This window comes from Lysinibacillus sp. FSL P2-0066, assembly GCF_037969495.1.
GTDB classification, from domain to species: Bacteria; Bacillota; Bacilli; order Bacillales_A; family Planococcaceae; genus Lysinibacillus; species Lysinibacillus boronitolerans.
The window spans coordinates 4467969-4494065 of the sequence record NZ_CP150202.1; the positions used below are offsets into that span (position 1 = coordinate 4467969).

The 26097-nt window shown below is 36.9% G+C and carries 24 protein-coding genes; 7 read left to right on the top strand and 17 right to left on the bottom strand.

What is annotated here, in order from left to right; genetic code table 11:
- Positions 1–93: 93 nt before the first annotated feature.
- The 7 genes from MKZ14_RS22280 to MKZ14_RS22310 form a co-directional block, all read right to left on the bottom strand.
- The gene (locus MKZ14_RS22280; RefSeq protein WP_258859986.1) at positions 94–696 is read right to left on the bottom strand and encodes a class I SAM-dependent methyltransferase; all 603 of its coding nucleotides are present in this window, start codon (positions 694–696) and stop codon (positions 94–96) included.
- A gap of 88 nt (positions 697–784) precedes the next feature.
- Positions 785–2398 (bottom strand): CotH kinase family protein, encoded by a 1614-nt coding sequence (locus MKZ14_RS22285; RefSeq protein ID WP_339281027.1) that lies wholly within the window; start codon positions 2396–2398, stop codon positions 785–787.
- Positions 2343–2555: a hypothetical protein gene (locus MKZ14_RS22290; protein ID WP_333005961.1), complete on the bottom strand. Its 213-nt coding sequence runs from the start codon at positions 2553–2555 to the stop codon at positions 2343–2345. The genes MKZ14_RS22285 and MKZ14_RS22290 overlap by 56 nt, the downstream gene beginning before the upstream one ends.
- 42 nt (positions 2556–2597) lie before the next feature.
- Positions 2598–3281 (bottom strand): DUF4956 domain-containing protein, encoded by a 684-nt coding sequence (locus tag MKZ14_RS22295; RefSeq protein ID WP_258859988.1) that lies wholly within the window; start codon positions 3279–3281, stop codon positions 2598–2600.
- 19 nt (positions 3282–3300) lie between these two features.
- Positions 3301–4002: a polyphosphate polymerase domain-containing protein gene (locus MKZ14_RS22300; RefSeq protein ID WP_258859989.1), complete on the bottom strand. Its 702-nt coding sequence runs from the start codon at positions 4000–4002 to the stop codon at positions 3301–3303.
- Between the two features lie 208 nt (positions 4003–4210).
- A complete protein-coding gene (locus tag MKZ14_RS22305; protein ID WP_333005958.1) occupies positions 4211–5626 on the bottom strand; it encodes a HAMP domain-containing sensor histidine kinase in 1416 nt (471 codons plus the stop codon).
- Positions 5610–6296: a response regulator transcription factor gene (locus MKZ14_RS22310; protein ID WP_333005957.1), complete on the bottom strand. Its 687-nt coding sequence runs from the start codon at positions 6294–6296 to the stop codon at positions 5610–5612. The genes MKZ14_RS22305 and MKZ14_RS22310 overlap by 17 nt, the downstream gene beginning before the upstream one ends.
- Positions 6297–6515: 219 nt before the next feature.
- Between MKZ14_RS22310 and MKZ14_RS22315 the strand changes: the two genes are divergently transcribed.
- The gene (locus tag MKZ14_RS22315) at positions 6516–6848 is read left to right on the top strand and encodes a heme oxygenase (RefSeq protein ID WP_016992083.1); all 333 of its coding nucleotides are present in this window, start codon (positions 6516–6518) and stop codon (positions 6846–6848) included.
- 112 nt (positions 6849–6960) lie between these two features.
- On the opposite strand, the gene MKZ14_RS22320 is transcribed toward MKZ14_RS22315, so the two are convergent.
- On the bottom strand, positions 6961–7980 hold the full coding sequence (locus MKZ14_RS22320) for a YeiH family protein (protein ID WP_333005955.1): 1020 nt from the start codon (positions 7978–7980) through the stop codon (positions 6961–6963).
- 113 nt (positions 7981–8093) lie between these two features.
- Between MKZ14_RS22320 and MKZ14_RS22325 the strand changes: the two genes are divergently transcribed.
- Positions 8094–8975, top strand: a complete 882-nt coding sequence (locus tag MKZ14_RS22325; protein ID WP_016992082.1) for a LysR family transcriptional regulator — start codon at positions 8094–8096, stop codon at positions 8973–8975.
- 17 nt (positions 8976–8992) lie between these two features.
- Here the strand turns inward: MKZ14_RS22325 and MKZ14_RS22330 are convergent, their stop codons facing one another.
- Positions 8993–9910, bottom strand: a complete 918-nt coding sequence (locus tag MKZ14_RS22330; RefSeq protein ID WP_016992081.1) for a LysR family transcriptional regulator — start codon at positions 9908–9910, stop codon at positions 8993–8995.
- A gap of 122 nt (positions 9911–10032) precedes the next feature.
- On the opposite strand from MKZ14_RS22330, the gene MKZ14_RS22335 reads away from it, so the two are divergent.
- A complete protein-coding gene (locus tag MKZ14_RS22335) occupies positions 10033–11223 on the top strand; it encodes a coenzyme F420-0:L-glutamate ligase (RefSeq protein WP_016992080.1) in 1191 nt (396 codons plus the stop codon).
- A 185-nt stretch (positions 11224–11408) separates the two neighbouring features.
- On the opposite strand, the gene MKZ14_RS22340 is transcribed toward MKZ14_RS22335, so the two are convergent.
- Positions 11409–12047: an RNA ligase family protein gene (locus MKZ14_RS22340; protein WP_016992079.1), complete on the bottom strand. Its 639-nt coding sequence runs from the start codon at positions 12045–12047 to the stop codon at positions 11409–11411.
- Positions 12048–12071: 24 nt separating this feature from the next.
- Positions 12072–13028 carry an AAA family ATPase gene (locus tag MKZ14_RS22345; protein ID WP_339280503.1) on the bottom strand — a complete coding sequence of 319 codons (957 nt, stop codon included), beginning with the start codon at positions 13026–13028 and terminating at the stop codon, positions 12072–12074.
- Between the two features lie 439 nt (positions 13029–13467).
- Here MKZ14_RS22345 and helD point away from each other — a divergent pair, with 439 nt between their 5' ends.
- The gene (helD, locus tag MKZ14_RS22350) at positions 13468–15771 is read left to right on the top strand and encodes an RNA polymerase recycling motor HelD (protein ID WP_339280504.1); all 2304 of its coding nucleotides are present in this window, start codon (positions 13468–13470) and stop codon (positions 15769–15771) included.
- A 51-nt stretch (positions 15772–15822) separates the two neighbouring features.
- On the opposite strand, the gene MKZ14_RS22355 is transcribed toward helD, so the two are convergent.
- The 5 genes from MKZ14_RS22355 to MKZ14_RS22375 form a co-directional block, all read right to left on the bottom strand.
- A complete protein-coding gene (locus tag MKZ14_RS22355) occupies positions 15823–16578 on the bottom strand; it encodes an amino acid ABC transporter ATP-binding protein (RefSeq protein ID WP_048395482.1) in 756 nt (251 codons plus the stop codon).
- A gap of 13 nt (positions 16579–16591) precedes the next feature.
- Complete coding sequence (locus MKZ14_RS22360; protein WP_004233514.1) at positions 16592–17293, bottom strand: amino acid ABC transporter permease; 702 nt, start codon at positions 17291–17293, stop codon at positions 16592–16594.
- A 12-nt stretch (positions 17294–17305) separates the two neighbouring features.
- Positions 17306–18013 carry an amino acid ABC transporter permease gene (locus tag MKZ14_RS22365; protein WP_036077828.1) on the bottom strand — a complete coding sequence of 236 codons (708 nt, stop codon included), beginning with the start codon at positions 18011–18013 and terminating at the stop codon, positions 17306–17308.
- 82 nt (positions 18014–18095) lie between these two features.
- Positions 18096–18959, bottom strand: a complete 864-nt coding sequence (locus MKZ14_RS22370) for a transporter substrate-binding domain-containing protein (protein WP_016992241.1) — start codon at positions 18957–18959, stop codon at positions 18096–18098.
- A gap of 29 nt (positions 18960–18988) precedes the next feature.
- On the bottom strand, positions 18989–20152 hold the full coding sequence (locus MKZ14_RS22375) for an acyl-CoA dehydrogenase family protein (protein WP_258859997.1): 1164 nt from the start codon (positions 20150–20152) through the stop codon (positions 18989–18991).
- 282 nt (positions 20153–20434) lie between these two features.
- Between MKZ14_RS22375 and MKZ14_RS22380 the strand changes: the two genes are divergently transcribed.
- On the top strand, positions 20435–21181 hold the full coding sequence (locus MKZ14_RS22380; RefSeq protein WP_339280505.1) for a hypothetical protein: 747 nt from the start codon (positions 20435–20437) through the stop codon (positions 21179–21181).
- 85 nt (positions 21182–21266) lie between these two features.
- Here the strand turns inward: MKZ14_RS22380 and MKZ14_RS22385 are convergent, their stop codons facing one another.
- Positions 21267–21647 (bottom strand): VOC family protein, encoded by a 381-nt coding sequence (locus MKZ14_RS22385; RefSeq protein WP_036077832.1) that lies wholly within the window; start codon positions 21645–21647, stop codon positions 21267–21269.
- A gap of 224 nt (positions 21648–21871) precedes the next feature.
- Between MKZ14_RS22385 and MKZ14_RS22390 the strand changes: the two genes are divergently transcribed.
- Entirely contained in the window at positions 21872–23821 is a 1950-nt protein-coding gene (locus MKZ14_RS22390; protein WP_333005288.1) for a methyl-accepting chemotaxis protein, read from the top strand.
- A gap of 279 nt (positions 23822–24100) precedes the next feature.
- A complete protein-coding gene (locus tag MKZ14_RS22395) occupies positions 24101–26050 on the top strand; it encodes a methyl-accepting chemotaxis protein (protein ID WP_333005290.1) in 1950 nt (649 codons plus the stop codon).
- Positions 26051–26097: the final 47 nt, after the last annotated feature.

The following is a 26097-nucleotide window of genomic DNA, read 5'->3' on the forward strand; positions in this document are numbered from 1 at the left end:
AATTATTTCCCTGAAAATAATCATAAAACTACAAGTAACTACTTGTATCTGTACTTTAAATAGTAAAAAGCTTAGAGTGGGTTTCCCTATACTCTAAGCTTTTTTTAATTCAAACACACAAAGGCGCTCATTAAGATTTGTTTCATTTTCTATTTGCACTTCATGAAGCAATTCAAATGGTGTACCACGATGTAGAAATTGTAAATAATCGTAAGGCGGATAATATAAAATTATATGAATGTCTCGCATTCGCTGCTCATAGGATTTCCAAATATTATGAATGACTGTGCGAAAAATATGGATGGAAAAAGGATTAAAAAAGAAAAACACATTATCACGTGACTTTATTTCATATGCCTCGGCTATTGTATGAATAAACTTAATAGGGGCATGCGCTCTCATTTTTTGAAGATAACTACGTTTGTTTTCTTCAGCCTCAGTATAAAATCCTGCATCCATCTCTATCCCAATGGTTGGTATATGGAACTTATGGTGCACATAAATAGGAACTCGCCCTTTCCCGCATCCCATATCAATAAATACTGGATTGTCAGGCATCTGATACGAAGCGAATAATTGCTCCAACCCGCTGTAGGGCGTTGGCTCGTAACGATGATAATGCGCAAGCTTAGGAAAACCATATTGCTCTCCCACTGTGCTTATATGCAAATGTTTATCAAATTGCTGTTCATTCATATGAAAAGACTCCTCAGAAAAAGAATGCTTTATTTTAACACGATAAAAAGCAAAAACCATACCCAAAGCTATTGGATATGGTTATTTTCTAACGACCTCTACGTTTAAATTTGACAACAAAGAGAAGAGCGATAAGGAGTAGCACTAGACATGTAATGGCCGTAAACACTGTATTTTTATCAATAACAGGCTCCTGATTCGCAGCTTTACTATTTACACCAGGCATTCCCATTGGAGCTCCATTTCCATTAGGAGGTTGCATTTGTTCTCCATTTTGTCCTGCTCTCGGACCCTCGCCATCTAAAGGCGGGCTCTTTGCTGGGTCAAAGTCCTCTGGCAGCTGACTTGGATCAAAATTGTCTGGCATCGAATTCATTTCACCATCTTTATTTGGCATTTGCGTACCCGTATTGCCCTGAGAAAACGTAGATGCTTCCACTACAAGCTCTCCAGACAGTTGCTTTAATATAGATTCTGAGCGCTGTTTAGCAAATGCAGGCAAGCTATTTTCGCCTTCAACTGCTTCTAAAAACTGCTCCGTAGTGGAGAATTTGGTTGGATCTGCCTCAACATAAGTTGTTAATAGCACAGCTAACTTTTTAGTAATAGATTGCACATAATCTTCTGTTAAATAAGTTGTTGCTAGCTCTTCTAAATAACCTTCATATTTGGCACGATATTCCTCATTCGAAAGCAATACATTCAGGAGTGGCCGCTCCTCTAAAGTTGTGCCAGAAACAGGCGTAATCACACTAAAATTAATAGCACTATCATCTAATAGGTTGCCCGACATGCCCATGTTGAAGCCGGCACCTTCTTTTTTCATACCCCCATCAACAGCTTGATCGGATTGTCCATTTTTTTGTGCCAATGGTTTTTCCATATTAGTAGAAGCGTCAGCTAGATTTTCGCCGTTTCCTCCTGCTATTCTACCGCCTCCAGCCCCAAAGCCACCAAAGGACATGTTGTAATCCCAAGGAATAATAGAAAACACACCGTTCTGTTCATATAAATAATAGTTATGTTTCATATTCCCTTGATAACTGTCTAAATTCACAAGTGCTGTATTGACGGCAAAATAACGTAACATTTCATCAACATCAATATATTTTTCTATGTCTCCACCATTATTAATGGCATCTAGCATTTCAACCAACTTGGATTGATCAATATTACCTTCATTTGTTTTTAATCCGATACCTGTATAGTCTTCAATATCGTCGCTAATATATTTTAAATCACTGCCTGTCCCATCTGGCTTAAATAAAAAGCCATCATTAGAGCCGTAATTATTAGCCAGGAATGTCTCATCTACAGCTTCTACCCCTAAAAACAAGCCCCGCTCCTCACCATTCACTGTGACATACATATAGGAGTGTGCTGGTGTTGGTAAACCCATTTGCTCCATCAGTTCATAGGAGATATACTCTCTCATTAATGTAGAGTCACTATAATTATTATTTAAATTTAATTTTTTTAAGCCATATAAGCTTTGTGTATCATCATAATAATCAAAATCGATTTTTAAGCTATAGCGATCTGAATCACTATTAACAACCGATCGTAATGATAGATTGCCCTTTGTACGAATAGCAACATTCTCAATTTTCTTGCCGTTTACAGTAATATCTGCTTGTTTTAATTCTTCAGCAGAAGCATTTTGCCAGCATATCCGCCCAATCTTCCTCGGCGATCTCGATATCTACAGTGGTTACTTTATTGCTATTAAATACTATTTTCTCATAGGAAAACTCAGAATTTTTCGTTTCAATGCCTATATTCGGGAGTACAGCATATATCACGACAAAGAGAAGGAGTAAAATTGCCATGCATAGATAGACAATTCGTGTTTTAATCATAGCCGTCACCTCTCATCGTAGTTCTATTTGTTAATAAGATCATTACGCTGTGAAATTCCCATCATAGCTCAGCATAATGGCTGATTTTACACCAGCTACCTTTGTTAGTTCATCCATCAATTTTGCATCATTTTGTTTTACACGAATTTCATAAGTTGTTTCGATTTCATTCTGTTGCATAATGGATTTCGATTTCAGAGCGAATTTTTTTGTTTGCGCGGCAATAATTCGCTCAATTTCAGCATTAGCCAACTCTTCTTCAAGCTTTACAATCAGTAAATACGGATTTTCTACCGTTATTTTATTAACGAATATTAGCAATACAAGTCCGATTAAAACTGCACCAATAATCACTAATGGAATAAAGCCAGCACCACATAAAATACCTGAAACAATTGCCCAGAAAATATAGACTAAATCCATTGGATCCTTAATAGGTGTACGGAAACGTACAATAGATAATGCACCAACCATACCAAGTGACAGCAGAACATTTGAACTGATTCCCATAATCACTAGTGCTGTTGCCATTGTCATTATAAGTAGTGAGATATTGAATGAATGTGAGTAAATAACTCCATTAAAGGTCTTCTTATAAACAGCATAAATAAAAAGCCCAATAAAAAATGCGACTACTAGACCAATAATTGAATCGATTAATGAAAATGAGGTTGTTTTTTCTAAAAAGTTGGATTTAAAAATATCACTAAATTTAATTGTATCCATTTTTCATTCTCCTTTATTATTAGCCGTACATACGACTAAGTTGATATTTTGAATAGGCCTCAGCACGAGTATCCACTGACTGCAGTAAATACTTGATAATGTCTGGTAAATATTCGTCGTACTTTACCTCTAAAATTACAAGATTCGGCTCAAGCACATCGACCATTGGTAAGTTTTGATTAAACATATCCGTGTTGCGTAGACTCGATTGCACCTTACTATCAAATGTCACACGCACATTGCCAAACGGATAGATATAGGCTTCTCGCTCGTAATCCACTACCGTAGTAGGTCTCAGCTGGCTGTAATTCATCACTTGATATAAATCTCGAATTAGCGCTCGGTCGTCATTCTCCATCCAGGCTATCTCGCCAATACGTAGTTTTTCATATTCAGCTTGAGATATTGAACATTTTGTTTTAAAGGTAACATTGTTACGCTTACTCTTCCGCTCCAGATTAATAACGTCACTAGACTTACCGTATATGCGTACCCGATATTTATCTCGATTAATAAAGCCTTCTTTTTTCTCATTTAACACTTTATTGGCAAAATTATCGAAGTACGTACTACGAATCAAATATTTACCGTCTAAGCCAGCATGCTTATCTCGTTGCATAACATGCTGAAGCTTGGCTTTTAATAACGCATAATCTGGATAGGAGATCGCTTGTTTAATTTCTTGGCGACCATTTGGATTAAATGAAGTAACTATTGGCATTTCATCACTCTCCCTACTCATATTAGTATCAGACTGATAAACCTTTAATGCTGCTCGTCCCTTTGTTCATTGCTCGTCCACATCGTTTACTATAAAGAGCTTTTGTGTCAGGCAGATGTCAGCTTTACAAATTCTTCAACTATCTTTTACAACACAAAGCAGATTTCTGGGAGACAGGTTAAACCAACATTAAAAGGCTACTACGCTCTTATAGCGTAGTAGCCTTTTGCAATACTAATTCAAAATGTGTTCCAGAGGGATTGCTTTCGATTAATCGCAACTCTCCTCCAACAGATTGGGCCATCATTTTACTAAGTGGTAATCCTAAACCCAACCCTCGAACAGTATATTTTTTATTTTCTCCTCTATAAAAACGCTCAAAAATAAATGCCTGATCCTCTAGAGGGATTCCATGTCCTGTGTCCTTCACCATCACCGACAGAGTTTCCCCCTTATCTATCACCGTCAAGGTTATTGTTCCTTTGTCCATCGCCTGTTTAGCGTTGGTTAATAGGTTTGTAATGATTTGTTGGATACGAACAATATCTATCTGTACAAGCAAAGGCTGTTCCAACAAATGTAAATCAACTTTCACATGTTCATCTTCCTGCATTACTTTCCACTGTGCCACTGAATCTTGCAGTAGCTGATTAATATCTACTGACTCTATCTGCACAGGAATAGCATCGACAGCAAAATGGTTAAAGGCAAGTAAGTCACCAACCATTGTTTTCATTTTTGTCGTTTCGACCATAGCCATTTCAATGAATTCCATAGCATCCTGACCCGTTACAACACCACCTCTTACAGCCTGTAATAATCCACTTATAGAGGTGACAGGTGTTTTCAACTCATGGGTGACACCTGCCAGTAATTCCGTTCGAGTTTTCTCCAGCTGCTCTAGTTTATTTGCCATATTTTTAAAGGAGGAAACAAGCTCATAGACCTCTTTTTCCTTACTATCTTGAGGCAAATCAATTGCATAATTGCCTTCCTGTACATGTTTGGCAGCCTCTGCTACTTGTTTAATGGGATTGGCTAAGCGCTTTGACAGAAAGTAAATAGCGATCCAGCCTAATAATGCTAATGCTCCAATTAATATGGCAAGCTGTCCATATGCTTGGTTAACCCTTGTTAAATTCTCCTTCTTCTCCATCACCAGGGCCCAGCCCAATAACTCATTATTATTTTCTATCTTTCTTTTCACTACATATTCAGGCTCAAGTCCATCCTTTATTTCCTTAGTACCTTCTTTTCCATCCAACAAGCCAGCTACATTTTTGGCACTACCAGGTGGTACTGGACGGTTGCTTGTCAGTATATTTCCCTCAGTATCTACAACATACAAAATTGGATCGATCTCTTTCATATTAAAACGCTGACGATCCCCTATGAAACCTGGAATACCATTTATAGGTCCATTATTAGGATTTGTTGCATCCGTTAAACGATAGACCGTCTCGTCTGCTAAAAACTCCATTAATTCTAATCGATTTTCAAATGTTGTATGACGAATCCACGTTGCGGAGATCAAAGAAATAATAGCTAAGCCTATAAAAAGTGTTAGTAAATATCGGCTCGTCCAATATTGAAGTAAGGATATTCGCTTATTTTTTTTGAACACTTAGCTGATACCCCAATCCACGTAGTGTCTTTATTTCCCCTTCCGCCTCATCCCATTCTTTTAAAGCCTTCCTAAGTCTCTTTATAGCTAAATCTACGGCACGATCACTACCCTCATACTCCCATCCCCACACTTGATCAATAAGCTGATCACGGGTAAATGTTTGATTAGGGTGGTCAGCTAAAAACATAAGCACAGATAAATCTCTTGGCGTTAATACAATCTCTTCTCCGCCCAAAAGCACTTTATGCGCTTTACAATCAATCACTAGAGACCCATACTGCTTAATAGTAGATGAATCTGGACTACCTTTAGCACGTCTTAAAACAGCCCTCACTCTTGCAACAACTTCATCTGCGATAAAAGGCTTGGCAATATAATCATCTGCCCCATGATCAAACCCCTCTAGACGGTAATTAACCTCACCTAATGCTGTTAACATGATAACTGGGCACACACTTCGTTCTCTGATTTCCTTTAAAATGGACCAACCATTTTTTTCTGGTAACATAATATCGAGCAACACTAGGTCTGGCTGTGTTTCACAAAACATGACCAAGGCTTGACCACCATTGAAACATTGTGTCACACTATAACCCACCTTTTGTAAATACACCTTTAAAACCTGGCTTATTGCATATTCGTCCTCTATTACTAAAATGTTAGCCAAAGTCGATCACCTCGTTACTAGTTCACTCTTATACTCATTATAGCACCGGATTATGTCAGTTAAATGTCAGCCTATCCATAATCCATAAACTACTAGCACAGATTATATAGAGGACATCTATTGACAATGTCTTCCTAAGCCACTTATCATTGAGTGCGAATGATAATCAATGATAATTCATTCAAAAACCTAGTAAATGAAATTAAGGGGGGTAAAAGCATGATTATTGTAACTAATCGTATTCAAGTAAAACCCGGTTTTGCTGCGAGAATGGCACCAAATTTTACAAAGCCAGGGCCTCTGCAACAGTTTGAAGGCTTTCATAAAGTAGAGGTATTAATTTCAACTGATGATCCTACTTATGATGAAATGAGTGTTAATATGTATTGGGAATCTAAGGAGCATTTCCAAGCATGGCGTAATAGCGATGCATTTGCTGCAGCCCATCAACGCCCAAATTCGGGCTCTGAGGGAGAAAAGGCTGACAGTCCAATTATCGGCAGCAAAATGGTGGTGGCTGAATTAGCTTCTTCTATTGGAGCTTTAAATTAATGAACGACGATTAAATTACTTATACATTATCTTCTGATTCTATCTAAAAAGCCCTGCATGTTGAACAATCATGCAGGGTCTTTTTTTCTTGGTATACGAAACATTAATTAAATCAATATAAAAGAATGACTAATATATAGCCAAGTACGGATAGGCAGACTGAGCCGATTAAACCTGCAATAAATGCCTTTACACCTAGCTCCTTAAACGTTTTTATTTCAACATTTAATCCCAAACCAGCCATTGCCATCGCAATTAAAATATAAGCAATATTTACAAATGCTTGCGATACGTTCGCTGGTATAATCCCTAAAGAGGTGATAGCACTCATCGCTAAAAACCCTAAAATAAACCACGGTATGATGGATAAAGAAAAGGCCTTTTTCTCTTCACTTTTGTCCATTCTTCGATAGAAAATACCAATAACAATCGCTACAGGTACGAGCAGGGCAACACGTGTTAATTTCACAATGACGGCTATATCAATTGCTTCATTTCCACCAGCAGATGCAGCTGCAATTACATGCGCAATTTCATGTAATGTCCCCCCTGCGAAAATACCATACGCAGAAGGTGTTAAATCGATAATCGAATAGAGTACCGTATAAATAAGTGTAAATAGAGTCCCCAATAACGCAACAATCGCTGCCCCTACCGCCGTTTCCTTTTCATTTGCCTTAATTTGAGGTGCAATTGCCACTACTGCAGCAGCTCCACATATTGCAGTCCCACAAGCAGTTAATATCCCTAGCTTCTGATCAACTTTAAATATTTTTGTTAGGCCATACACAACAATTAATGCAAATAGCAAATTAATGACTGCAATTAAAAAAACGTTTGCTCCCGCATGATAAATGTCTGCCAAATTTAAGCGCATACCCAATAAAATAATACCGAATCGTAATAGCTTCTTGCTAGAAAATGAAATACCTACTTGCCATGAATTCTGTACTTTAAATATTGCTCGCCAGCTCATCCCTAATATTATGGCAATAACCAACTGTCCCAATATCGAAAAGAAAGGAAATATGGCAATATATTTCGCTACTAAAGCAATAAGGAGTGTTAACAATATTCCCTTCAAGAAATTTGGATTAAGTGTGGATTTTACTTTATTCTGTCTATTAACCATGATGTTCACTTCTTTCTCCCTTGTTGATTATTACTTTAATAAAGCGTGCACTATTAGTAAAATACATATATATAATTATTATTATTAATATTTCTAATAATAGAGGTGAAAATATGCAATTGGATGCTTTAAAAACATTTATCACACTGGTTGAAGTCAATAATTTTACGAAGACCTCTGAAAAACTTCATATTTCACAACCAAGTGTTAGCTTACACATTAAGAATCTAGAGCAAGAATTACAAACAACCTTATTTATTCGCTCCCCAAAATCGGTGCAAATTACACCAACTGGTGAAATTCTTTATAAACGAGCAAAGCAAATCATGGCGATAGCTGAAGCTGCAAAAGAAGATATCGCTGCCTATCATCAAGAGGTACAAGGTACGCTAGTCATTGGGGCAAGTTTTACAATTGGCGAATATATATTGCCTCCAATCATTGCAAGCTTACAGCAACGATTCCCACAACTTGAACTTCAAATTATTATTGGCAATACAAAGGAAATCATTCAATATACAAAATTACTGCAAGTCGATATTGGTCTAATTGAAGGTCAGGCTCATGATAATGAACTAGTCATTAAGCCATTTATGCAGGATGAGTTATTTATTGTTAGCGACAGTAATCATCCTCTTACAAAGCAACAACCTCTGACTGCTGATAAACTCCAGCAGCAAAGCTGGGTTGCGCGTGAAGAAGGCTCTGGAACACGTTATTATCTGGATCATTTATTCAGAGCAAATGGTTTGCAGATTCATTCGCTTTTGACTATTAGCAGTAATCAGGGCGTGAAGGAGAGTGTAATGCAGGGACTTGGTCTTTCTTTATTGTCTGCCTGTGTGATAGAACGTGAATTAAAAAATGGAGATATGACTATTCTGCGCCTTGAAGGCCAGCACTTTATGCGAACATTTTCTTATCTTTGCTCACCTACCATGAAAAATAAACGCAATGTCGACATATTGATTGATAGCTTAATAAAAAAAGCATAGCGATTTTTTTCTCGTCGCTAAGCTCTTTTTATGGTTCTTCTCGTATTAAAATGTTTATTTTCAATGATTTCAACAAATTTCATTGCTGCTCTAGAAAGGGGTACTGTCTTCAAATAACACATACCAATACTTCTTGTGGGGATACTTTCCATTAAAGTTAATTCATAAAGAAGACCTCGTTGTAGATAGTCCCTTGAAAATTCCTTTGTTACACATGCAATGCCAAGGTTACTACGCGCAAATTCTAGTACCAAGTCATGTGAGCCTAGCTCAAACTCTGGCTCTATGTGAACGCCTCTTGCAAAAAGATAATCTTCCACATACTTCCGTGAATTCGACTTTTTCTCTAAAAAGATAAGTGGAAATTTCAAAAGATCCTCATAGCTTAAACTTTTAGACGAAAGTGTTTTATATTTTTCCCCACAGACAAAAATATCCTGAATATCTGTACATACCGTCAACTTTAATGTTGAATCTTCTATTGGAAAATTACAAAACCCTATATCTACCTCACCTGATTTAATAAAATTACAAATTTCAGAGGTTGTACCATTTAGCATTTGCAATTTAATATTCGGATACATTGTATGGAATGCTTCTAAATAAGGCATTAAAAAGAAGCGTGAGATCGTATCACCTACCCCTATTTTTAATTGCCCAGTTGTTAAATTTTTGAATTCAAGTAACTTTTCTTCACCAGCATCTAAAAGCCCTAAAGCAGAATTAGTATATTCAAAAAGTAGGCTACCCTCTGTTGTTAATGTCACACCTTTAGGGGTTCGATTAAAAAGACGTGTGCCAAGCTCATTTTCTAATTGCATCATTGCCTGACTTACAGCTGGCTGTGTCATATATAAATCTTTTGCTGCACTAGAAAAGCTATTATTTTTTGCTACAACACTAAAAACACGATATAAATCTAATTTCCCTATCATATAAGCACCCCTTATAGCTATTATATGAACTATTAATTTTACTTATATCATTAACGAGCCTTATAGTAAAATCATATGGATTTTATTTCACTTTACGCAAGATAGAATGAGGAGAGATTAAATTGGAACGTGTAATCGGTACAGTTGTAAGAGGTCTTCGTGGTCCTATTATTAACGAAGGCGATAATATTGAGCAAATTGTTGTAGATACAGTGTTAAATGCTGCACAAATTGAAGGATATGCAATCGAGGATCGTGATATTGTGACAGTAACTGAATCTGTCGTGGCACGTGCACAAGGAAACTATGCTACGATTGATGATATTGCCATAGATGTAAAGGCTAAGTTCGGTGATGATACGGTAGGCGTTATTTTCCCCATCTTAAGTCGAAACCGCTTCGCCAATTGTTTACGAGGCATCGCTAAAGGTGTAAAAAAGGTAGTATTAATGCTAAGCTACCCATCTGATGAAGTGGGTAATCACCTTGTAGATATTGATGAGCTCGATGTAAAAGGCATTAACCCATGGACGGATACACTCAATGAGGTTGAATTCCGCGAGCATTTTGGCTATAAAAAACACACATTTACTGGTGTAGATTATATTGAATACTATAAAGAGTTAATCGAAGCAGAAGGGGCTACGTGTGAGGTCATCTTCTCAAATAATCCAAAAACAATTTTAAATTACACAAAGAGTATCTTAACATGTGATATTCATTCACGCTTCCGCACAAAACGTATTCTAACAGCGAACGGTGCAGAAAAAGTTTACAGCCTTGATAATATTTTAGCTGAATCAATTAATGGCTCTGGTTTCAATGCTGAGTATGGTCTACTTGGCTCAAACAAAGCTACAGAGGATAGCGTAAAATTATTCCCGCATACTTGCCAACCGATTGTTGATGGAATCCAAGCAAAAATTAAAGAAGCTACAGGAAAAACAGTAGAAGTTATGATTTATGGCGACGGCGCATTCAAGGACCCTGTAGGTAAAATTTGGGAGCTTGCAGATCCTGTTGTATCCCCAGCATTCACAGCTGGATTACAGGGAACACCGAACGAGGTTAAATTGAAATACTTAGCAGACAATGATTTTGCAGACCTTCGAGGCGAAGAACTAAAGGCTGCTATTTCTGAATACATTCAAAATAAAGATGAAGATTTAACAGGACAAATGGCTGCACAAGGAACAACGCCTCGTCGTTTAACAGATCTTATCGGTTCCCTATCTGACCTTACATCTGGTTCGGGTGACAAAGGAACACCAATGATTTACATTCAAGGCTACTTCGATAATTACACTAAATAAACAAACAAAAATGAACTCTCGTCCTAATGAAGAGAGTTCATTTTTTTATGGTGAGGATAACAGGAATCGAACCCGTACTCCCATTGAATAGGGATATGCACTCCTTGCACCTACCTCGTAATAGAAGATTATTGAATGCTTGCTATAGTATTACATTGTGCTCAGTCCCTTCTCTTCTTAATTGATTAGGATTTTAATTTATTTGGAATAATTTCTTCTCTTAGCCAATGCTCACTTGTTTGAACATGTTGCGGTCTCACAAATTTCCCTAAATTATAACGGAAATCTTCGTAATGGAATGAGCTAGTATTTCTAATGACATACCCCTCTTGTTCCCCTTCAAAGAATGATTTTCCAGTGAATGTACGTTTTATCTGTTCTTCGTCAAAAATCCCTCGGTATAAAACGGGCACTGTTTCTATACCTAACGCTGCTGCAAAGGCCACGGTTTCATCCCAGCTCAAACAAATATTTTCTTCATTCCAAATGCTAAACAAATAGAAATAGCTTGTTAATCCTTGATAATAAATAGAATGCTTGGCATAAACATTTTCACCACATAAGCGCCAGTCCTTTGGAATCCGATACGCAAAATTCGCGTGAAATGTTTTTACCCAATGTCTAGAAGGATGGTTGGCTGAATGAATACTTCTAGCATGCATATAGTCTCTGTAAAGTGTTGTCCCTTCTCCATCTAACTTTTCAGTGACAACAACCTCCTTTCCAATAAAATGATTCACATTTCTAGCAACTTTATCATCATCGGTATAACCCCTGCTCCATGGTAAATGAAAACTTCTTGGGTATTTCATGAATTTCGTCATATTTTCACCTCCCTTTCCCAATGTTTACTTGGCAAATTGATCTGCCTCACGGAAAAAATAAAGCCTTGTTAATAAATCACCATCTAATAAATGATAAATTTGGCTTCCACCTCTATCTCCCCCATACTGGATTAACATATGAAATTGCACTAAATGAACAACCTTTAATACAAAGTCCTTTTCAAAGCCCAACTCTAATAGAAAATGGCAAACCAGTTGAGCAGAGACATTTTCATGCCCAAAATAACCATAATGCTGTTGCAAAGGTTTATATTTTTTACAAGCTGGTTTACCAACATCATGAAACAATGCAGCTATTTGTAGAGCTAATTTATCGCTTTCTGAGTAGTACTCATTGATATACGCGTACACAAAATACGTATGCTGACATAGTAAAAATTGATGGAATGGGTTTTCTTGATCGAATTGATAAATTTCTTTGAAAAGTGGGACTGCTTGAAGTGTTTGAAAAAGCTCTTCATAGGTGGGGTGGCCTTGTATGAGTGAAACAAATTGTTGTCGAGAAAGATCATAGGGACTTGATTCATGAATAATATGCAATTCATTAAACCCTTCTCCTACTGTCGGGAACTCTAAATGCTTTCTCATTTTTTCCATCACGATTAATGGTACATGTCTTTTCCTTTGCTGGTTTCTGGCTACACAGATTGAATAAGGTGTATCAAAGTAATAACATACCTTCTGCACTGTACTTGGTATTTTACGAAGTGCAAACATCCTGCGCTCTCGTTCAATATTGGTTGCATCCACAATGACAGAAAACCCTTCTGCTACTAAGTCATTAAGACGTTCATATAACGTACGAAAGACTATACGTGACTTTTGCTTCGTTGAATCCCCAAATAACTCCTGACGTATAGCGTCGCTTGATAGAACAATTGCATTTTCATTTTTAGCTAGCTGTTTCACAAATGTACTTTTTCCACTCCCGGGCAACCCTACTGTAAAGATCACCTTCATTTTTTCACCTCCCTTCAAGTTTCTATATCGTATGGCATGCCACATTCTTTAGTGTCTTAAGAGCATTTCATCCACTTATTTTTAATAACAATTTATTATAATCAGTCATAATATGAAGCAATATTACATATAAAAAAGACTGCTCCACCTTTTTGTAGAGCAGTCTCTATATATCAATATCTTATTACCTTACACAGTTATTGTATCATAAATTTACAATAATTTCTAGACTATACTTCTTTGCGAAGTAGATGTATGATAAATTTCCTGATTCAATCCACCCTTCTCATGACCAGCGTTAGATACTTTCACTTTATTCAAAGGGATGGTGGGACAACCAGTTAAAAAAGCATCACAATTACGTTCTTCTCACCATCTATTGAGGTGAGGGTTACTGTCAAAGGAAGCAAATAACTATGGAGAGGAATGTGAGTAAACGTTGGAAAATCAAAAAGAATGGCTAGAAGAAAAGCAGCACCTTGAGGATTCTTTAAACATCATTGTTCACAAAATAAAAGAGTTAGAGCATAAAGAAAAAGGCTTCAAAGAAAATGCTGTTGCCTTAAAGAAATCCTTTTGGAACGATGTCAGAGTCAATTTAGATACTGCCGAGGATGTAGACGAAACCTTTTTTGCAATTAAGCAGCAGGCAGAGCTTTTATCTGACTCAGAGCTTGCACAGGAACGTGCAATTCGTAATGTAAAGGTATATGAACGTTTACAACAGTCACCCTATTTTGCTCGTATTGACTTTTTACAAGATGGTCAACAAGACCCTTTAAAAATTTATATCGGTGTAGCCACATTATTGGATAAACAGGATGAAAATATCGTCATTTTTGATTGGCGAGCGCCTATATCAAGTATGTATTATGATTACACACCTGGTGATGCATCCTACGAAACTTTAGGTGAAGAAATTCATGGAGAAATGCTGTTAAAACGGCAATTTATTATTAAAAATGGTCAACTACAATCCATGTTTAATACGGGCCTTACAATTGGTGATGACCTACTGCTCGATATCCTTGCGCAAAATGCAAATGAGCATATTCGTAGTATTGTTGCGACAATCCAAGCAGAGCAAAATAAAATTATTCGCCATGTAAATTCACGCTATCTTATTGTTGAAGGCGTGGCAGGTAGTGGCAAAACAGCTGTAGCCTTACAGCGGGTAGCTTATCTACTTTATCGTTATCGTGATGAAATGACTGCCGATCAAATTCTGCTAATTACACCTAACCAACTTTTTAATCAATATGTTCATTCTGTCTTACCTGATTTAGGTGAAGACAATATGCAGCAGTTAACGTTTATAGAATATGCTGAAAAACGATTAGGTAAACAGTTTCAATTAGAGTATCCTTATGAGCAGCTTGAAGAACTGTTAACAGAAAAGGATGATGCCCAGTATCAAACAAAATTAAGCATTATTTCTTTTAAAGCGAGTCTCGCTTATAAACATTTAATCGATCAATATGCGAGTTATTTATCCGATAAAGGCTTGTTATTTAAAAATATCGTTTTTCGTGGAGAACGAATTATTACTGCACAGGAAATTACCGAATACTTCTATTCTTTCCCTTCTACTATGTCGATACCAGATCGCCTACAATTAGTAAAAGAATGGTTATTGCAGCAACTAACGAAATTGGAAAAGGCTGAGCGTACAAAGGAATGGGTAGAAGAAGCTACTGAGCTATTAGATAAAGAAGATTACTCCAAATCTTATAGTGAACTTTTATATGAGGGTCGCTATACTGAAAACTCATTTGACGATTTTGATCAAGAACGCTATAAATTAGCGAGACAAATTGTCAAAAAACACTTTAAACCATTACGTAACTCTGTGAACAAGTTAAAGTTTGTCCATATGTTGGGTACATATCGACAGCTCTTTGATTTGAATAGTTCTATTAACAGGGATTTACAACACCTTATGCCAGACAATTGGGAGGACATTTGTCTACAAACACTCCCTAATTTAGCAAAGCGTTTGATTGCCTATGAGGATACTGCACCATTTTTATATTTACAGGACAAAATTGAAGGACAACAGACCAATAGGATGATCCGTCATGTGTTAATAGATGAAGCACAGGATTATTCGCCATTTCAACTTACTGTATTACAGCAGTTATTTCCAAAAGCACGTATGACCATTTTAGGTGATGGCCACCAAACGATTCATCCACATACCTTTAATAATCCTTCTCTACTCGACACTCAATTATATGGTGAGCAGGCAGAAAAAATGATATTAACCAAAAGCTATCGTTCGACAAAGCAAATCATACAACTCACTGCCAAACTATTGAAAGATGGTAGTGAAGTAGAAGCATTTAACCGAAATGGCCCTGAACCATCGATTACTATTGTGCCAAATGAATTGGAATTAATGGATCAAATTATTCAAAATATCGACCATTTATCTATTGAATTCGAAACAATTGCTGTCATCTGTAAAACCGCAGCCGAATGCTCTGCCGTTTATAAGCAATTAAACAATCGAGTAGATATTCAATTAATCAACCATAATTCAAAGCAGTTTAAGAAGGGTATTTTATTACTTCCAGCTTACATGGCGAAAGGGATCGAATTTGATGCGGTAATCATCTATAATGCATCTGCCGCTAATTACTCAAGAGAAAGCGAGCGGTACTATTTCTATACGGCGTGTACGAGAGCTATGCATGAGCTTCACATTTACTCCATCAACAAATTAACGTATTTCCTTCAATAATAGGTAACAGGAGAATCTGTAAATAACAGATTCTCCTGTTCTCTTGCTGTTTTATATATAGAACGTATAGTCTTCTGGTATAACACGTTTTAAAAATTTCTTCGTTCGCTCCTCTTTTGGGCTGACGAAAATATCATGAGGGCTACCTTCCTCTACAACCACTCCTCCATCCATGAAAATTACGCGATTGGCAACATCTTTGGCAAAGCCCATTTCGTGTGTTACTACAAGCATTGTTGTACCCTCCGCTGCAATATTTTTCATGACCTGTAGAACCTCACCTACCAACTCAGGGTCAAGTGCGGACGTTGGTTCATCAAATAAAATAATATCAGGATTCAAAGCTACTGCTCGTGCAATACCAACACGTTGCTGTTGACCTCCTGACAACTGACTTGGATAGGCATCATATTTGTCTGATAAACCTACTTTATCAAGTGCCTTTTTACCAATTTCCACAGCCTGTGCTTTAGGAATTTTACGTCCAATGATTAATCCTTCCGTTACATTTTCTAATGCTGTTTTATTAGTGAATAGATTATAGTTTTGAAAGACAAATGCGACACGCTGGCGAATTGCATGCACGTCTTTTTTCTTTACATGTTGAAAATCAACCTGAATATCTCCAAATGTCGCATGGCCTTGATCAGCCTTCTCTAAAAAATTGATACAACGCAATAATGTTGTTTTTCCTGAACCACTGGGACCTAAAATAACAACAACGTCCCCTTTATCAATGGCTAAATCAACACCCTTTAAGATTTCATTGCCACCAAATGATTTATGAATATTTTTAATTTCTAACATGCTAATTCACCCCTTAGACATTTGCCATTTTGTATTTGCTTAAATATTTCTCATAACGCTTAAACAAGTATTCAACCGTACTACATAAAATTAAGTACACAATAAAGATATCCAAATAGGCCTCTACATAATTGTAGCCAACGTTTGCCGCTACTTTTGCCTTCAGTGTAATTTCAGGAAGCGACATTGCGTAGCCTAACGATGTAGCTTTAATAAGATTAACTGTAGCTGTGCAAATATTCGGCAATGCCACTACTAATGCCTGTGGAATGATGATGCGAGTATATGCTTGGAATGTTGACAAACCTACTGAGTGTGCAGCCTCTAGTTGCCCCTTTTCAATGGTACTTAACGCCGATCGAAAGACCTCAATCAAAATGGCTGTTGAGCTGAATGCAAACACAATAAACGCATACCAAATTGGATTGATTTTATAAATATCATACGCAATATGATATTTTTCAAAAATAATTTTTAACATTAACGGTATACTGCTATAGATAATAAAAATTTGTATAATGATCGGCGTTCCTCGAACAAAAGAAACATAAATCTTCGCTAGGTGATGGATAACTGGAATTTTATTGATCCTAGTCAGTGCCAGCAAAAAACCCAATGGCAAAGCTATCACCAACGCAACAACTGTGACAAGAAGTGCAATAGGAACACCAGATAACGCTACGAAAAATGTTTCAAGTAAAAATTGATAATTCACCTTCTCGCCTCCTTAAGTTGTTTCTAAGGTCTTCTTACCTTTACCAAATATTTTTTCTAATATAGTAAATATTTTTTCTATAATAATAGATAACACCCAATAAATAATGGCCAATGCAATATAAATTTCTAAGGCATGAGCATTGATGTTACTTGCAATAATTAAATTTGCCTTACCTACAATATCAATTAGACCAATTGTATAAGCGAGCGCACCTTCCTGTAATAAAGCAATCATGCCATTGCCAAAGTTCGGCAAAGCAACAACCAGTGCCTGCGGAAAAATAATTCGACGATAGGCCTGGAAGGGTGTTAGCCCAACACTAACGGCTGCTTCAAACTGCCCTTTTGGTATGGCTAAATAGGCAGACCGTATCACCTCAGACATTATTGCCGCGAATTGTAAGGTGAATGTTACAACAACAAATATGGCCGTTTCAATAGAATGGAGATTAAGACCAACATTTTCTGCTAATGCTGGGACGCCATAATAGACAAGAAATAACAAAACAATGGATGGGGTACAGCGCATAATCGTTGTATACAGATTGGCAAATTTAGTTAGCCACTTCACTGAAGATAGCTTAGCAGCCGCCAACAATAAGCCGAATAGGGTACCTAAGATAATAGAGGACCCTGCAACTAAGAACGTAATTTTTAAAAATGGCAATAACACTGGGATTGCGTTCCAAATGTAGGTTGCGTCAAAATATTTATCCATTTCCTCACCAACTTTTGTTTTTATGAATAAAGACTGCTGAGCATTACTGACTCAACAGCCTTACTATTCGTTCCGTTTTAAACTAACGATTTACGTTTTCTAGTACTTCAAATAAATCACGGCCATAGAATTTTGTACTTAATTCATTTGTTTTCTTTTGTTCTTTAACCTGAGCTATCGCTTTATCATAAGCGTCAGCAAATTCCTGCTCTTTTTTATTGAACAGTGGCCATGTTTTTATAACAGCAAATTCGTTATAGACAACGTCATCTTTTAGGTTATAATATGGGCCATCTTCTGCCAGTACTTGTTGTTTAAATGGGCCTTCAATCATGACACCGCCATCAACACGACCTTCATTTACCCACTGCACTACATCAACAGTAAAGGCGTCACCAGCCTCAAGTTTTACCTTATTATCTGGATTTGCCGTATTATATTCATCGATAATTGTATATTGAGCATTATTTGCAGCAATTGGTGCTAAAGAATAGCCCTTTTTCGCAAAATCTGCTAATGTTTTCACGCCTTCATCCTCTTTACGTAAAACTAAACCTGCGCTACTTAAACCTAGGAATTCCTTTGGGAAAATAAATTTCTCTGTACGTTCCTGAGTAAAGAATGCGTTTTTAACCCCTACTTGATATTTCCCTTGCTCTACACCAATTAATAAATCATCACTTGTTGTACCTACATACTCAAATTGATAATCAGGTAACAATTCATCTACTAATTTCATTACTTCTACATCATAACCTGTTGGATTTCCATTATCGTCGATGTAACTAATGGGTTTTGACGCTTGATCGTAAGCTACCTTTACTGTACGTACTTTTTCACCATCACTTGAATCTTTATCTGCAGAGTCTCCTGAATTACAGCCTGCTAATAATGCTATAGATGCCAAACCAATTGCAGCAAATTGAAAAACCTTATTCTTCTTCATATGTCATTTCTCCTTATTTTTCACATAATTTATTCAGATAATTTCTGCTGTTCAATAGCGGCAGTCGCTAATTTAATAATCGTCATATCATCCATCGGTGGATTATGAAGTCCTGCACGAACATTGCGATAATAGCGTTGTAATGGATTGGATAGCTGCAAGCTTTTTGCCCCCACCACACGCATCGCTTTATCGACTATATCTATTGCGATGTTTGTTACTGTATGTTTAGCAACAGCCATTTCATTTGTTATTAGTCCACGTCTAGCAGGATCATCGTAAGCCTCAGCCACTCCGTATAAGACAAAACGTGCTTGATGGAGCTTTAATTCAATATCCCCTAAAAGCTGTTGTACATTTGGTAACGTACTAATTGGCGCATTCAGGCTATTCGGTTGATGGTGATTAGCAAAATGAATAGCATAATCACGAGCTGCTTGTGCAATGCCTAAGTAAGTTGCTGGGATATGGAGTATCCAGCCATTTATCTTGCCGCCACTCGGGTGACTTGGTAACTCTACTAAATGCTCTTTTGCCACAAGGACATCCTTTAACACAAGGTCGTGGCTGCTTGTGCCTCGCATTGCAGACATCTCCCAATTCTCCTCAATGGTTATACCAGCTGAATCCTTATGAATGAGGAAGAAACCAACTTGCTGCTTTTCTTCAATCCAAGCAGAGGTAAGGAAATAATCGAGCACAGGAGAAGCAGTCGTAAAAATCTTGCGCCCATTTATCAGCCAACCATCTTTAGTAGAAATGGCATTTGTCCCTGGCCGCCCTCCTCGCGTTGGGCTACCTGTTGCCGCCTCACTAACAGCTCTATTAATCATGGCACCTCTCTTTATTTCTTCAGCAAAAGCTATTAATAGATCATCCGTCCATAGTTTAGTTTCATATATTTCACCGACAACGCCTAATGTCCATCCAAGGGAAAGAGAAGCATTTTCGTCATAGCTTGCTAGCGTCTCTTGTACGAGGACCATATCATAGACAGATAAGCCTTCCCCGCCATATTGTTTCGGTAAAGTAAGTTGAGGATAGCCAATTTGTAAAAGTAATCGATGTGCTTCGAACGGAAAACGAGATTGCTCATCAACCTCAGCAGCCTGTGCTTTGATTGGCTCAGCAATAGCAGCTAGCTGATCTAACCAAAATCGTTGTCGCTCAGTTTTTACAAATAAATTCTTCAAATGAATCTCCTTCTTCCTAATATATATAAATCATATAAATTTACTAAGAATTGATAATGAAAAAAAATCTCTGGCTACATTCATGTAGTGAGATACTATTTGGTACTGAATTTTCTGATTCGTTGACACTTATAATACTTTTCGCATTAGAAAATGTCAATGGGTGAAATTCAAGTTTTTTTGTAAGTTTAATATGTATTACAAAGTTTCATTTTTTATCTTTGAATTATGCACCAAGCTTTTCTTACAACATATGCTAAAACTAATGAAAGAGGTGCATATATGACCAATAATTTAAATTCGCCACTAAACGGTGGAATCATTACCCATTCTGCTCCACAGGTTATTCAAACTAAGTTTGGAGATATTAATGGGGATGGTTTTTTTGAAACCATTTTTTTAATGGGCACTAAACAGCCTGATAGTCCTTTATGGAGAAACCTAACACTGACTATTTTTTATGGGCAAACACGAAAAATGGAGCATATTCCATTGAAACAAAATATGGGCTATAATCCGACTATTTTTTTGGGTGATTTTACTGGTAATCATGTTGAGGATATTCTTGTTGTGTCTGATACAGGAGGTAGCGGTGGAATTGTAAATGGTGAGATTTTTTCCTCCATCAACAATCAAGTTCGTTCCATCTTTGATGCAGAGTCTTTTAATAATAAACTTAAATATAAGGTCAATTATGTAGATCATTATAAGGCTGTTGTTCAGAGTTTTAATCCTGCTATTAAATACACAATTGATTTACAGTATAAAGGAACCGACTACTTAGCTGAAATTTATAACCCAGATGGTACCTTGAAGCAACCGATTGAAGGCTGGGTAGATCCTTTTGGAGGACTATATCCTGTTGATTACGACCGAGATGGAACATATGAAATTTTAGGATATCAAGAAGTTGCAGGTAGATATCATGCTGATGGATTAGGCTATGTAGAAAATATTTTAAAATGGAATGGCCATGAATTTGTAATAGATCGACAAACGGTTGGTATTTTTGGTGAGGATTTATCTTAGACGATAAATCTAGCTATTAAATAAGCTAAAACAGGAATCTGCTCATTTTTTACATAACTAACAAAAAACAAGCAGATTCCGTTATTTACATTTTCTTTTCAACCAAGGCAAAGTAGTTATTTTCAGGGTCAGCAAAGTTAAAAACTCTACCCATTGGCATCATGACTAGATCTCCTACTTTAACGCCCTTTGCCTGAAAATCTTGGTACATCTCTTCAATTTTATCAGCATAAAACATTATGGATGGTGTGCCTAAATTTAGGTCAGGTTGCATTTTAGCAATCATTTCTTTGTTGTGAAGCACAAAGGATGTTTGAGCTTCCTTCGTTGGTGCAATTTCAATCCAGCGCATGCCTGCCTCTTCCTGTTCAGAAATGACAACAAACCCCACTTTTTCTGTCCAAAACTTCACAATTGTATCTTGATCATTAACATATAACATTACTTGTCCAATTTGATGAATCATGAATTTTACCCTCCTCTTTTGAGCTTTAGTATACATCAAAAAGTGGCTTTATATAGCTTCTGACGCAATCAATTTAGGGAAATTTCAAATAATTGATAATGATATACATTACTAAGAAATAATTAATTCAAAGTACTTAACTTTTCTTTTATTTCTGATAGAATGAGTATTATTTACCTTTAGGGGAAAAGTATAGAATAAAATATTATGTGAGGATAATACAATTGAAACAACTAAGTTTAAGAAAAAAGCTTATTTTTTCGTTTTTAGCCATGCTTCTCATCCCAACACTATTGATTGGAATAGTATCTTACCAAAGTGCTGAACAGCAAATTTCAGAGGAACAACGCGCAAGTGCGACTGAAAGTGTGCGCATTCTAAATGCCAATATTACAAACATGATTGAACCCAAATTGAAAGATGTACAATATTTTTCACAAAAATTTAGTGCAACCTACTTTCAGGATGATAGCATTTTAAAACTGAAGTCATTATTAACGGAATATGTCAATATGCACCCTGAAGTAGACCTAATATATATTGGGACTGCTGATGGCAAACTATTTGATCAGCCTGTTCAAGAGTATCCTGATGGCTTCGACCCTCGGACAAGGCCTTGGTATAAGCAGGCTTTAGCTAATAATGGCAAGACCTCAATTACTGCACCTTATGTTACACAATCTACAGGTGACATTGTCATTACAATTACTCAGGCATTACCAGATGGTTCTGGCGTTTTAGGATTAGATCTAAATATTTCTACATTAAGTGACATTACGAATAATATACGTATTGGAGAAACGGGCTTCGCTTCTCTTTTAGATAACAATAAAATTTATATTGCCCAGCCAGAGAAAGAAAGTGGTACAGAGGCTACCGAAAGCTATATTCCAAAAATTTATGAGCAGGAAAGCGGTACAATTATTGAAAAAGACCGTCACTTACAATTTGTTACGAATGAGTTAACAGGTTGGAAGGTAATTGGCACCATGTTTACTGCGGAAGCTGCAAAAGCTGCGGCATCCACATTGAATATTAATTTAATTATCATTGCGGTTTCTATTCTCGTTGGCGTTATTTTTATGCTCTTCATGATAAAGTCTATTGTTAACCCAATTAATCAACTGAAGCAAAGTGCCTTGAAAATTAGTGATGGTAATTTAACGGAGTTTATTGAAATCCATTCTAAAGATGAAATTGGGCAGCTTGGAGAAGCCTTTATCTCTATGAAGGTGAGCTTAAAAAAACTAATTCGTAATGTTGATCAAAGCTCACAACATGTCCAAACAGCCGCTCAAAATTTATCTGCTAATGCAGAACAAAACATCGCTGCCTCAGAGCAAGTTGCTGATGCTATGCAACAAATGGCAATTAGTACAGAAAAACAAACAACAGGTATTGACCAGAACGCCATTTCAGTTGAAGAAATTGCTAAAGGCGTTGTTGAAGTGGCAGACAGTTCCATGCAGGTTTCTGACCTATCTAGCCATGCTATCCAATTGGCAGAAGAAGGTGGACAATCGGTAAAACAAACTGTACAACAAATGAATTCTATCCATAATTCTGTAACGCTATCAGATACAATGATTAAAGCACTCTATGATCGCACGAAAGAAATCGGCTCCATTTTAGAAATGATTAGTGCTATTTCAGATCAAACAAATTTACTAGCGCTTAATGCTGCTATAGAAGCTGCTAGAGCAGGAGAACATGGCAAGGGCTTTGCGGTAGTGGCTGATGAAGTACGCAAATTAGCAGAGCAATCTCATCAATCGGCAGAGCAAATTTCTGCGCTCATTACTACTATTCAACAGGATACGGCAAAATCTGTAGAGACAATGGTCAAAGCATCTACAGATGTTCAAGAGGGCTTACAATTGACAGAAGAAACAAGTAGAAAATTCGCGAGCATTATTGAAAGTCTACGAAACATCGCCCCGAAAATGGAGGATATTTCAGCATCTGCTCAAGAAATGTCTGCCGTTGTAGAAGAAGTATCAGCGACCGCTATTGAACTTTCCGATCACGCAAAATTAAATGCTGCTGCTACGGAAGAAGTTGCCGCTTCCACGGAACAAACTTTATCTTCTATGCAGGATATGGCTTCGTCTGCCAAAACCCTACTTGATATGGCGGATGAATTGCAGGGTTATGTCAATCATTTTAATTATTAATTATTTAACTGCTAGATCTGAGTTCAAGATAGTATTGAACTCAGATTTTTTCTATTCCAAAAAGATAGGAAATTACAAAATAAAATATTTTTCTACAAATAATAGCGTTGCATAACTTTATTTTCCAGATTTTTCAGAAAATTGTGTTGATTATTATTCATTTTCCTCTTAGAATCAGATTAAACATTTGAACGACTTAGGAGACTACTAATGTAATAAAACCAATCACGTAGTTAGTTGTATTAAACTTCAATAATGTCGTTTAAGGAGGAATACCATATGAAACGAATTAGTTTAAGAAAGAAACTCATCTTTGCATTTTTAGTCATACTTCTCATTCCCGCACTTTTAATCGGGTATACCTCCTTTAAAAGTACCAAAAATCAAATACTAGAAGAGCAGCAAGCAAGCGCCAAGGAAAGTGTGCGTATGCTTAATAGTAATATTACCAATACAATTGCTCCTAAAGTTCACGACATCGAATATTTTGCCAAGAAAATAAATCAGTCTTATTTACAAGATGATAAAAAAGCTGAATTAAAAGGTCTTTTTCAGGAATATGTAAATACACACCCAGAAGTGGAACTAGTATATATAGGGACTGCCGATGGGCGAATCATTGATGAACCTGTCCATGACTATGCAAGTGATTATGATCCTCGGAAACGTCCTTGGTATAAAGAAGCCATTGATAATAAAGGGCATGTATCCATCACTTCTCCGTATATCTCACAATCTACAAATAACATTGTTGTGACAGTCATGCAAGCTCTTCCTGATAATTCTGGAGTTATTGCCTTAGATTTAAATATCTCTCTTCTAAGTGCATTGACAGATCAAACACGTATCGGAGAAACGGGCTTTGCCTCTCTATTAGATAATAATAAGCTATATATTGCTCAAAAGGATAAGGAAAGCGGCACAGAGGCAACAGAAGAATATGTTTCAAAAGTTTACGAAAAACAGGAAGGTATTATTACTGAAGGTGACCGTCATTTACGCTTTGAAACAAATGAAATCACAGGCTGGAAGATAATCGGTACAATGTTCATTGCAGAGGCTACTAACGCTGCTACCTCAACCTTTACTATTACATTACTCATTATTGGTATTTCTATTATTGTAGGTATTATCTTTATGCTCTCAATGATTAAATCTATTGTTAACCCGATTAAACAACTACAGCAAAGTGCTCTGAAAATTAGTGAAGGTGATTTGACAGAGTATATTGATATTCATACGAAAGATGAAATAGGACAGCTTGCTGAAGCATTTGTCTCAATGAAAGTTAGCTTAAAAAGGCTGATCCGCAATGTCGATCAAAGCTCACAACATGTTCAAACCTCAGCACAAGGTCTTTCAGCAAATGCTGAGCAAAATATCGCTGCATCTGAGCAAGTGACAGAGGCTATGCAACAGGTAGCGATTAGTACGGAAAAACAAACAACAGGAATCGATCAAAATGCCGTTTCTATTGAGGAGATTGCAAAGGGTGTTGTAGAGGTAGCTGATAGTGCCCTACAAGTTTCAGACCTATCCAGCCAGGCCATCCAATTAGCGGAAGAAGGTAGTCAATCTGTTGAGCACACGGTTAATCAAATGGTATCCATTCATGATTCTGTGACTCAATCCGATACGATGATTAAATCGCTATTTGATCGTACAAAAGAAATTGGCTCCATTATAGAAATTATTAGCGCTATTTCAGACCAAACAAACCTTCTTGCTCTGAATGCTGCTATTGAAGCAGCACGAGCTGGTGAACATGGTAAAGGCTTTGCAGTTGTAGCCGATGAAGTCCGTAAATTAGCGGAGCAATCTCATCAATCAGCAGAGCAAATTTCTACTCTGATTACAGGCATACAACAAGATACAGCTAAATCTGTACAAACGATGACAAAAGCTTCTGCAGACGTTCAAGAAGGATTACAGCTATCTGAGGATACGAAAAAGAAATTTACAAGTATCGTTGGAAGTCTTCGAGAAATTGCTCCAAAAATGGAGGATATATCAGCTTCAGCACAGGAAATGTCTGCCGTTGTTGAGGAGGTATCCGCAACTGCTATTGAACTGTCAGACCATGCAAAGCTAAACGCAGCTGCATCTGAAGAGGTTGCCGCTTCAACGGAACAAACATTATCTTCCATGCAGGAAATCGCAACTTCTGCTAAAACATTACTTGATATGGCAGATGAATTACAAGGCTATGTTGATCGTTTTAATTACTAAATAAGAAAGCACGATGATACTTGGGTTTAGCCCTATCATCGTGCTTT

What these genes read in the sequence shown, in the direction of transcription:
- MKZ14_RS22280 (WP_258859986.1), bottom strand. Translation starts at nt 696, where the DNA reads ATGAATGAACAGCAATTTGATAAACATTTGCATATAAGCACAGTGGGA.
- MKZ14_RS22290 (WP_333005961.1), bottom strand. Translation starts at nt 2,555, where the DNA reads ATGATTAAAACACGAATTGTCTATCTATGCATGGCAATTTTACTCCTT.
- MKZ14_RS22295 (WP_258859988.1), bottom strand. Translation starts at nt 3,281, where the DNA reads ATGGATACAATTAAATTTAGTGATATTTTTAAATCCAACTTTTTAGAA.
- MKZ14_RS22300 (WP_258859989.1), bottom strand. Translation starts at nt 4,002, where the DNA reads ATGCCAATAGTTACTTCATTTAATCCAAATGGTCGCCAAGAAATTAAA.
- MKZ14_RS22315 (WP_016992083.1), top strand. Translation starts at nt 6,516, where the DNA reads ATGATTATTGTAACTAATCGTATTCAAGTAAAACCCGGTTTTGCTGCG.
- MKZ14_RS22320 (WP_333005955.1), bottom strand. Translation starts at nt 7,980, where the DNA reads ATGGTTAATAGACAGAATAAAGTAAAATCCACACTTAATCCAAATTTC.
- MKZ14_RS22325 (WP_016992082.1), top strand. Translation starts at nt 8,094, where the DNA reads ATGCAATTGGATGCTTTAAAAACATTTATCACACTGGTTGAAGTCAAT.
- MKZ14_RS22330 (WP_016992081.1), bottom strand. Translation starts at nt 9,910, where the DNA reads ATGATAGGGAAATTAGATTTATATCGTGTTTTTAGTGTTGTAGCAAAA.
- MKZ14_RS22340 (WP_016992079.1), bottom strand. Translation starts at nt 12,047, where the DNA reads ATGACGAAATTCATGAAATACCCAAGAAGTTTTCATTTACCATGGAGC.
- MKZ14_RS22345 (WP_339280503.1), bottom strand. Translation starts at nt 13,028, where the DNA reads ATGAAGGTGATCTTTACAGTAGGGTTGCCCGGGAGTGGAAAAAGTACA.
- MKZ14_RS22355 (WP_048395482.1), bottom strand. Translation starts at nt 16,578, where the DNA reads ATGTTAGAAATTAAAAATATTCATAAATCATTTGGTGGCAATGAAATC.
- MKZ14_RS22365 (WP_036077828.1), bottom strand. Translation starts at nt 18,013, where the DNA reads ATGGATAAATATTTTGACGCAACCTACATTTGGAACGCAATCCCAGTG.
- MKZ14_RS22370 (WP_016992241.1), bottom strand. Translation starts at nt 18,959, where the DNA reads ATGAAGAAGAATAAGGTTTTTCAATTTGCTGCAATTGGTTTGGCATCT.
- MKZ14_RS22380 (WP_339280505.1), top strand. Translation starts at nt 20,435, where the DNA reads ATGACCAATAATTTAAATTCGCCACTAAACGGTGGAATCATTACCCAT.
- MKZ14_RS22385 (WP_036077832.1), bottom strand. Translation starts at nt 21,647, where the DNA reads ATGATTCATCAAATTGGACAAGTAATGTTATATGTTAATGATCAAGAT.
- MKZ14_RS22395 (WP_333005290.1), top strand. Translation starts at nt 24,101, where the DNA reads ATGAAACGAATTAGTTTAAGAAAGAAACTCATCTTTGCATTTTTAGTC.